The sequence below is a fragment of the Tistrella bauzanensis genome (genome assembly GCF_014636235.1).
Taxonomy (GTDB): Bacteria; Pseudomonadota; Alphaproteobacteria; order Tistrellales; family Tistrellaceae; genus Tistrella; species Tistrella bauzanensis.
This window is the reverse complement of sequence record NZ_BMDZ01000112.1, coordinates 1-9717: the sequence shown is the minus strand read 5'-3', so window position 1 is coordinate 9717 and position 9717 is coordinate 1. Positions and strand designations below refer to the sequence as shown.

Genomic DNA, 9717 nt, shown 5'->3' with positions numbered 1-9717 from the left:
TCGAACTCCTGACCGTTTGGGAATCCCCTATGAGTCAGGACTCACGAGATTTGGTATGAGTCAGGACTCACGAGATTTGGTATTACTGTTCCTCCGTAATTTTTGGCAGAGATATCCGCAAGATTGATCAATCCGTAAAAGTGACTTGCAAGACTCTGGTCAAGGTCCCGTTTGACATCACGCACTGGCGCAATGTCGCGAGCGAGATGTTTCCGAACGGGCTGCCTACCCCTTCGTCAAATCAACCGCCGCAATGGCTGTTCAATGGCCATCCCAAGACGGCACAACAGTCGCTACACGTCGCCGCTGCTCGATTGCTTGGTTATCGGTGGCCCCGCCAAACCGGTTCCGATTTTCACGATTGTCCCGCCATTGGTGCAGACGGGCTAGAGGCCTACGTCGATGGCGACGGAATCGTCTGCTTGAGCGCCCTCAAAGGCGAAGCACCCGCCGAGCAACGACTGAACGCACTTCTCGCCGGTGCCTTCGGCGCTGAGTGGTCGGCTGGAAAGCTTGCGAACTTGCTCGTTGACGTCGGTTATGCCGGCAAGTCGCTTGACGACTGGTTGCGAGATGGCTTCTTCACCCAGCATTGCGAGCTTTTCCTCCAGCGGCCGTTCATTTGGCACATTTGGGATGGACGGCGTGATGGCTTCCACGCACTGGTCAACTACCATCGTCTGGCCGCGCCGAACGGCGAAGGCCAGCGGACCCTCGAAAAACTCATCTACTCCTATCTCGGTGAATGGATCGATCGCCAGCGCGCCGATCAGAAGGTCGGCGTAGAGGGCGCCGACGCGCGTCTCGCCCATGCCGAGCATCTGCGCGCGGAGCTCACCAAGATTTTCGAGGGCGAGCCGCCCTATGACATTTTCGTCCGTTGGAAGCCGCATCACGAACAGCCGATCGGCTGGGACCCAGATATCAATGACGGCGTGCGGATGAACATCCGCCCCTTCATGACGGCGCGTCCTCTCGGCGCGAAAACGAACGGCGCGTGCATTCTCCGAGCTACGCCGAAGATCAAGTGGGACAAGGACCGCGGCAAGGAGCCCAACCGCGCCAAGGCCGATTATCCCTGGTTCTGGGGCTGGGATGAGACCACCCCCGATTTCGCGGGCGGCGCGACGTTCGATGGCAATCGCTGGAACGACCTGCATTACAGCCGCGCCGTCAAGCAGGCAGCGCGGACCCGACACGCTACCAAGGCGGGAGCGAAGCCGTGAGCGAAACCGCTCCCCGAACTCTCATTGATGCGATCGATGCTTCGCTCAAGCAAGCCTTACGCACGCCCGACGGCGTCGCACCGCCGACAGCGCTGCTGTGGACCGATGCCGACGGGCATTGGGGGCCGTTGATCCCCACGCTGCAGAAGGTTCTGCCGCAGCTCTACGTGCTCGGGGCCTACGCGCCCGAGGATCGCCGCGGGCCGGTGATCTGGCTCCGGTGCATCGTCGAGCGGAGCTTGCCCGAGGTCTCCCCGCCGCACGACGTTGTGCCAATCCTCTATCTGCCGAAGGTAAGCCGGCAGGACCTCCGGGCCGGCGGCGATTGCCCAGCCGAACTTCAGCCCCTGATCGAGCTTCAATACCGTGGGGCCGTCTGGCATCAGCGCAACGGGCGTGACTGGACCGTCGAAGCTTTCCTCACCTCCGAGGATGGCGTCGGTCTGGACATAGCCAAGGACAATCGCACGCGTGACGCGATGCTGCGGGCCTTGGTGCTGCTGGCGCCCGAGCCTCTTGCCGGGCTGCGCGGCCGTCGCCTGGAAGCCGATGATTTCGACCGATTGGCAATCGGCGATCCTGTGCGCGACTTGCTCACTTGGATCAGCGACAAGGATGGATTCGAGGGCCGCTGCGATCCGACCCATTGGGCGACTTTCAAGGACATCTGCTGGCGTGAATTCGGCCTCGATCCCGACGAGGATGGAATTCAGGGGGCCGCCGACGCACTGCTCCACGGCGGCGGGAAATGGGACGAAGTCTGGAAGCGGTTCTGCGATGCGCCGCGACTCTATCCAGGCGTGTCGACCGCATTGCGTCAGGCCCGGCCGCGCGATTTGCTCGGCCTCGCCGATCATTCCCGCCGGCCCGGCCTAAACGAGGAGCAGGAAGACAGGCTTCGTAAGGAGCTGGAAGCAGCGCTTGCGCTGCCGCACGGGCAGGCCTGTGACAGGATCACCGCGCTGGACGCCGAACACAAAGAGCGACGAGGCTGGGTTTGGGCCCAGCTCGGGGAAAGTCCCTACGCGATCGCACTCGAGCCGCTCGGCAAGCTGGCCAAAGCGGCCAAGGTTCCACTCGGAGGGGCCACAGCCGAAGCCATGGCGGCGGACTATGCGGTGCACGGCTGGCAGTGCGACCGCGCCGCGCTCGACGCCCTCGGCCGCCTCAAGCAAGGTGGCGAAAGCGGTCTTGTCACCAAGGTCGTCCGCACCCTTTACGAACCCTGGCTCGATCGCTCGGCGCGTCGATTTCAGGAATTGATGTCCGCTCCAGGCGTAGATTCGCGCAAGCTCACGGCTTCCGTCAGCGCAGAGCGGGACGCGTGCGTTCTCTTCGCGGATGGCCTTCGCTTCGATGTCGGCGCCATCCTGCAAGAACGCTTGGAGGCGCGAGGCTTCCGAGTGCGGATGTCGCATCGCATCGCGCCGATTCCGACAGTCACCGCGACGGCGAAGCCGGTCGCCTCCCCGGCGCATGGCTCGTGCTCAGGCAAAGCCGATGCAGAGGACTTCGCGCCCGTCATCACGACCAACGGCCAGCCCGCGACGGCATCCCGGCTTCGCGATGCGATGGCCCGCGCCGGCACCGCGATTCTCGATGATGAACAGGCGAGCATGGCCGTCAGCAGCGAGGGCGGCGGTTGGACGGAAACCGGCAAGCTGGACACTCTGGGACACTCTCTCAACGCCTTGCTCGTTCGCCAGATAGACCCGGAAGTCGATGCGCTGGTCGATCGCATCAGCGCTCTGCTGACCGCCGGATGGAGCCGGATCCGTGTTGTCACGGACCATGGGTGGCTGCTTCTCCCCGGCGGTTTGCCCAAGGTGGAACTCTCACCGCACCTGGTCGCCACCAAATGGTCGCGCTGTGCGGCGGTGAAGGGCGGCTCTACCCCAGATATTCCGACTTACCCTTGGTACTGGAACCCTATCTTGCGCATCGCTTCGCCGCCGGGGATCGGCGCGTTCATGGCGAACACGGAATATGCGCATGGCGGCATTAGCCTTCAGGAATGCGTCATCCCTGAGCTTGTCGTGGAGCGTGGCGAGGCCGCCGTCGCCGCCACGATTACCGGCATCAGTTGGCGCGGCATGCGATGCCGCGTGACGGTCGAGTCCAACGCGGCCGGACTACAGGTTGACCTGAGACTGAACTGGAAACAGGCGGCATCAAGCATCGTCGCGGCCGTCAAGGAAGTGAGACCGAACGGCGAAGCGAGCCTTGCGGTCGCGGATGACAAACATGAAGGCGCGGCTGCCTCGGTTGTCCTCTCCGATACGTCGGGACGGGTACTCGATTACAAGCCGACAACCGTCGGAGAAGACGCATGAGTATGGAACTCGATCAACTCGATAGTCTGGGCGCATCGGTCTTCGATGGCTATCTCGTGCGGAAGGATCTGGTGCGGAAATACTCGCGCCAATACCCGGTGCCAACCTACGTGGTTGAATTCCTACTCGGGCGCTACTGCGCCAGTGTTGACGAGAAGGAAATCGCCGAGGGCCTGGAGATCGTCGAAAAGCAGCTCAAAGATCGCACGGTCCGCACCGGCGAAGAAGAACTCTTCAAAGCCCGCGCGAAGGAGACGGGATCGGTCAAGATCATCGACATTCTACGCGCCCGCCTGGACGCGAAGAACGACTGCTATGTCGCGGAACTCCCCAGTCTGAATCTGAGGGACGTCCGCATCGACGATCAACACGTGCGTGAAAATGAAAGAATGCTGACCGACGGCTTTTATGCCGAGGTCACGCTCGCCTACGATGGCATCATCGCGCAGGAAAAAGCCGGACGCCCATTCAAGGTGGAAGGTTTGCGTCCGATCCAGATGTCGAAATCCGATGTCTTGGACACCTTCGCCAAGGCGCGTCAAAGGTTCAGCACAGCCGAATGGATCGACTTCCTGATGCGGTCGATCGGACTCGAAGCGTCCGCCTTCACCGAGAGGGCGAAGCGCGTCGTCCTCCTTCGCATGATCCCCTTCGTCGAGCGGAACTACAATCTCATCGAGCTTGGTCCGCGCGGAACAGGCAAAAGCCACCTTTTCCAACAGATCTCTCCATATGCCCACCTGATCTCTGGCGGTAAGGCCACCGTCGCGAAGATGTTCGTGAACAACGCTTCCGGCCAGCGCGGGTTGGTCTGCCAATACGACGTCGTGTGCTTCGACGAGGTAGCCGGTATTTCCTTCGACCAGAAGGACGGCGTGAACATCATGAAAGGTTATATGGCCTCGGGCCAATTCAGCCGCGGCAAGGAGAACATTCGCGCCGAAGGCAGCATCGTGATGGTCGGCAACCTCGACGTCGATGTCGAGCAGCAGCAGAAGATCGGACACCTTCTCAGCCCGTTGCCGCCCGAAATGCGGGATGACACCGCCTTCATGGATCGTATCCACGCCTATGCTCCTGGCTGGGACTATCCGAAGCTGAAGCCGAGCGAGCATCTGACCGATCACTTCGGGTTGGTTAGCGACTTTCTCAGCGAGTGTTGGAGCCGATTGCGGTCTGGCAACCGGGTCTCGGTCTTGCAAGGGCGTGTGCATCTCGGCGGCGCCCTCAGCGGACGCGATATTGAAGCCGTCAACAAAACAGTCAGCGGGTTGACCAAGCTCCTGTTCCCCGACCCAGAAACGCCGGTGCCTGATGAGGATCTCGAATGGATCGTGCGGGTGGCGCTGGAATCCCGCCGTCGCGTCAAGGAGCAGCAGCGCCGCGTCTTCAAGAGCGAGTTCCGCAACACGCACTTCAGCTACATCATGGGTTCGGACGGAGCAGAGCAATTCGTCTCGACGCCCGAACAGCACAGCGACGAAGCGATCGAGAGCGATCCTCTGCCGCCGGGCCAGGTCTGGGGCGTCAGCTTGGGTACGGGTGAAACCGGACCCGGTCTCTATCGTATCGAGGTGACGTGTGGACCCGGCAGCGGGGTTAGAATCCTGAACCAGCCGACCCCACCCGCCTTCCGCGAGAGTGTGCGCGTTGGCGAGCAGAACCTCTACACCAGAGCCAAGGAGTTAGTTGGAGACCGCAATCCCAGAGAGGAGGAATTTTCGCTTCAGATGCGTCCTATGGATGCCGACAAGACAGGAGCCGGCCTCGGCGTTCCTGTGCTTGTCGCGCTGTGTGGTGGCTTGCTCGGACGAAACACGCGGGGCGGCACGATTGTCGTCGGCGCCCTCAATCTCGGGGGCTCTATCGAGATGATCCCAAACGCCACCCGGATAGCCGAGCTCGCGATCGACAAGCAGGCGCAGACACTGCTCATGCCTGTCTCTGCACGCCGGCAACTGAACGACCTTCCGGACGATCTTTGGACGAAGATCAGTATCGAGTTCTACAAGGATGGGGCCGACGCGGTATTCAAGGCGCTCACGGAATAGCCCACGGTGGTCTTGGCCTCCATCCCGGCTGATTGGTAGTCATCGCTCCGCCAATTGGGAGTCATTTGGAGGTTTCGATCCGATAGGCCCTTGAGGGGAAAGCCTTCCCCCTGGCCGGCGCCATGGTCGCCGGCGCACCCCCTTCTGCGGGGAGGTCCCCGCAACGCCCCGTTTAGAGTGAGAGTGCGGACCGGGTTTGCCGTGACGGGTTGAGGGCTGGAGGAAAGGCCTCCGGCGCCCGTCGCGGAGACCCGCGATGTCCAAGCACCACCACGAAGCCGGCCCCGGCCGCGCCAGCCTGTACGACGAAATCACCACCAAGATCATCAGCGAGTTGGAGGCTGGGCGGCTGCCCTGGGTCCAGCCCTGGGGTACGGCCGCGGCGAAGGCGCCGCTCGCCATGCCGAAGAACGCCGCCACGGGGCGCGGCTATTCCGGCATCAACGTGCTCATTCTCTGGGGCGCTGTCGTCCAGCATGGTTATCCCTGCCAGAGCTGGCTGACTTTCCGCCAAGCGCTGGCGCTCGGCGGCCATGTACGGCGCGGCGAACACGGCATCACTGTCGTTTATGCCGACCGCTTCATCCCGGACGACGAGAAGCGACGCGCCGGCGAGACCGGCGAGGATGCACAGGCCATTCCGTTTCTGAAGCGCTTCACGGTCTTCAACTCGGCGCAGTGCGCGAACCTGCCCGAGGACGTGGCGATCGTCGCACCGCCACCCCCGCCAGGCTTGATCGAGCCCCAAGTCGAGGCGCTAATCAAGGCAAGCGGAATCGATTTTCGCATTGGCGGGGATCGCGCCTTCTACGTGCCGGCCCGCGACTATGTGCAGGTGCCGCCGCCCCAGGCGTTCTTCGAGCCGATCAACTGGCATCGGACCGCGCTTCACGAATGTTCCCACGCGAGTGGAGCGCCGCACCGCCTGAATCGCGACCTCTCGGGCGCCTTCGGCACCAAGAAGTACGCCTTCGAGGAGCTGGTGGCCGAGATCTCTGCGGCCTTCTGCTGCGCGGCCCTCGGCATTGTCCCGACTGTGCGGCACGCCGACTACATCGGCTCCTGGGCTGAGGTTCTGCGTGAAGACAACCGCGCCATCGTCCGCGCCGCGTCACAGGCGAGCAAGGCAGCGGACTTCCTGCTCGACTTTCTACCGGCGAGCGACCGGCTCATCGCCGTGACCTCCCATGACGACGTCGAACACATGACGGCGGCGGCGTGACACCGCGCCTCTTCCGTGAATCCTCGCAAGCGCAGACCCGCTTCTCCTGCTTTCCGGCTTTACGCCCGGAACAGAGGAAGAGGGCTGCGCTGCTCTTCGTGACGGGTTTGGAGGTCGAGGGAGAGTCCCCGGCCGCCCGTCGCGGAGTATCATCCCATGGCGACTGCCGTTCACAAGATCACCCTGTCGTCCTCGCGCGACATTCCCTTCAACAAGCTGGTGCTGAGCCAGTCCAACGTCCGGCGCGTGAAGGCCGGCGTCTCGATCGAGGAGCTGGCCGAGGACATCGCCAGGCGCACGCTGCTTCAGAGCCTCAACGTCCGGCCGGTCCTCGACGCCGAGGGCGCCGAGACCGGCATGTTCGAGATTCCGGCCGGCGGCCGCCGCTACCGGGCGCTCGAGCTGCTGGTGAAGCAGAAGCGGCTAGCGAAGACCGCGCCGGTTCCGTGCGTGGTCCGCGATCCTGGCACCGACATCCTCGGCGAGGACGATTCGCTGGCCGAGAACATCCAGCGTGCGCCGTTGCACCCGCTCGACCAGTTCCGCGCCTTCCAGGCCCTGCGCGAGAAAGGACGCTCCGAGGAGGACATCGCCGCGGCGTTCTTCGTCGGCGTGAACGTCGTGAAGCAGCGCCTGCGCCTGGCGTCCGTCTCGCCGACCCTCCTCGACCTCTACGCCGAGGACGGCATGTCGCTGGAGCAGTTGATGGCATTCACCGTCACCTCCGACCACGCCCGCCAGGAACAGGTCTGGCAGGCGATCTCCGGCTCCTGGCAGAAGGAGCCCTATCAGATCCGGCGCATGCTGACGGAGAAGACGGTGCGCGCCTCGGATCGTCGGGCGGTGTTCGTCGGGCTCGTTGCCTACGAGGCGGCTGGTGGGGTGGTGCTGCGCGACTTGTTCCAGTCCGACGACAGCGGGTGGCTCGAGGACGTGGCGCTGCTCGATGGTCTCTTCGCTGAGAAGCTGAAGATCGAGGCCGAGAAGATCGCGGCCGAGGGCTGGAAGTGGATCGAGGTCGCGGTCGACTTTCCCTATGGCCACACGCGCGGGCTCCGCGCGTTGGAGGGAGTTGCCGCCGACCTTTCGCCCGAAGAGCAGGCGACGATCGACGCGCTCAACGCCGAATACGCGAAGCTCGAAGCCGAGTACGACGGAGCAGACGAGTTGCCCGACGAGGTGGACGAGCGGCTCGGCGAAATCGAAACGGCGCTCGCCGCCTTCGACGATCGTCCCGTCACTTTCGACCCCGCCGACATCGCCCGTGCCGGCGTCTTCGTCAGCGTCGACGCCGAAGGCGCGCTGTCCGTCGATCGCGGCTACGTCCGTCCCGAGGATGAGGCGCCCATCGTCGAGCCCGGACAGGACGGCGATGATGAAACCGGCGCGGCAAGCCCGGACGGCGTGAAACCCGACGCGCCGGTGATCCAGCGCGCGGTCATCACTATCGGCGGCCAGGTTTCCGAACCGGAGGACGAGGACGACGACGTGGTGAAGCCGCTGCCCGACCGCCTTGTGACCGAGCTGACTGCGGAACGGACGCTGGCGCTGCGCGACAAGCTCGCGACCACGCCGTCGGTCGCGTTCCAGGCGGTTCTGCACAAGTTCTGCCTGGATGTCTTCTCGCGCTACTTCGCATCCGGCAGCGCCATGGAGGTCGCCGTTCGCAGCGTCACCTTCCCGATCCAGGCGCAGGGTCTGAAGGATACGCCGACGGCCAAGGCGATCTCCGAACGCCACAAAAGCTGGGAGGAGCGGCTGCCGAAGGATCGGGCCGATCTCTGGGACTGGCTCACCACCCTGACCGGCGACGATCAGGCCGCCCTCTTCGCGCATTGCGCCTCTTTCGGCGTCAACGCGCTCTACGAGAAGGGCGACCGCTATGGCGCCGGTATTTCGTCCCATGGCGTCGAGCAGCGCATCGGCGAGGCCAACCGCATCGCCCGGGCCGTCGGTCTCGACATGGTTGAGGCCGGATGGCGTCCGACCGTCGAGAACTATCTCGGCCGCGTGCCGAAGCGCCGCATCCTCGAAGCGGTTCGCAAAGGCGCAGGCGAGCGCGCCGCCCAGCTCATCGACCATCTGAAGAAGGGCGACATGGCGAAGGAGGCCGAACGGCTCCTGGCCGAGACCGGCTGGCTGCCGGAACCGCTGCGCACCGTCGATGATGACGCGCCGTCAGCCGACCAGGTCGGCGACGAAGGCGAGGGCGAGGCGCTTCCGGAATTCCTCGCCGGAGACGAGGACGAGCCTTCCGAGCAAGCAGAAGACGAGCCGCAGACGATCGCGGCTGAGTGACCCAATCGCGCGGGGCGGTTTTGGCCGTCCCGCGCATCCTTTCTCCTCAACCAATCCGGCAGCCCGGCCACCGCGCCGGGCGTTTTTGTTTCAGGAGGGCCGCATGCCCGTCTTCACCATCGAGACCACCTACCGCCTGCCGGTCTATCGGCAGCGCAGCTATGAGGCTGAAACTTTCGAAGCCGCCTGTGGGCTCGCCATCGCCGACGAGGGCTGGGACGACGAGAAATCCGACGTCGAAACCTCCGGCGACATCTACGTCACCGGCGTCTGGGATGGGCGCAACGCCGCCTATAGCGGCACAGCCCTTCCGATTCCGTCGCAATTCGGCGAACAGGTCCAGCGCAAGGCTGATCATTTTGAGGTGCTGCTCGGCCTGCTCAAAGTCGTTGCGCACATACCGGACACCGGACCGCACGATGATCTGTTCTGGCGCCGGCGCCTCGAGGGGGCGATCGCCAAGGCCGAAGCCATCCTTGCGGGTGCGCCCGATCCTGAAGGCTCGGGAGGCTGTCGCGCAATGAGCGCGGCGGGCTGGTTTAGAGCGTCACCGTCGCCTGGGACGGCGTGAGGCGGCCCGTCCTCCT

6 protein-coding genes are annotated in these 9717 nt (G+C 63.9%); all 6 read left to right on the top strand.

Going from position 1 to position 9717, the window contains the following annotated elements; all coding sequences use genetic code 11:
• Positions 1-140 precede the first annotated feature (140 nt).
• The 6 genes from IEW15_RS24155 to IEW15_RS24130 all read left to right on the top strand — a co-directional run bounded on the left by IEW15_RS24155 (position 141) and on the right by IEW15_RS24130 (position 9701).
• Positions 141-1226 carry a hypothetical protein gene (locus IEW15_RS24155; protein ID WP_188582890.1) on the top strand — a complete coding sequence of 362 codons (1086 nt, stop codon included), beginning with the start codon at positions 141-143 and terminating at the stop codon, positions 1224-1226.
• Positions 1223-3559, top strand: a complete 2337-nt coding sequence (gene pglZ, locus IEW15_RS24150; RefSeq protein WP_188582888.1) for a BREX-1 system phosphatase PglZ type B — start codon at positions 1223-1225, stop codon at positions 3557-3559. Before IEW15_RS24155 ends, pglZ begins: the two co-directional genes overlap by 4 nt.
• A 2-nt stretch (positions 3560-3561) precedes the next feature.
• Positions 3562-5610, top strand: a complete 2049-nt coding sequence (gene brxL, locus IEW15_RS24145; RefSeq protein ID WP_188582893.1) for a protease Lon-related BREX system protein BrxL — start codon at positions 3562-3564, stop codon at positions 5608-5610.
• A gap of 256 nt (positions 5611-5866) precedes the next feature.
• A complete protein-coding gene (locus IEW15_RS24140) occupies positions 5867-6832 on the top strand; it encodes an ArdC family protein (protein ID WP_188582886.1) in 966 nt (321 codons plus the stop codon).
• Positions 6833-6988: 156 nt separating this feature from the next.
• Positions 6989-9130 carry a ParB/RepB/Spo0J family partition protein gene (locus tag IEW15_RS24135; RefSeq protein ID WP_188582883.1) on the top strand — a complete coding sequence of 714 codons (2142 nt, stop codon included), beginning with the start codon at positions 6989-6991 and terminating at the stop codon, positions 9128-9130.
• Between the two features lie 103 nt (positions 9131-9233).
• Positions 9234-9701: a hypothetical protein gene (locus tag IEW15_RS24130; RefSeq protein WP_188582881.1), complete on the top strand. Its 468-nt coding sequence runs from the start codon at positions 9234-9236 to the stop codon at positions 9699-9701.
• The last annotated feature ends 16 nt before the right edge of the window (positions 9702-9717 follow it).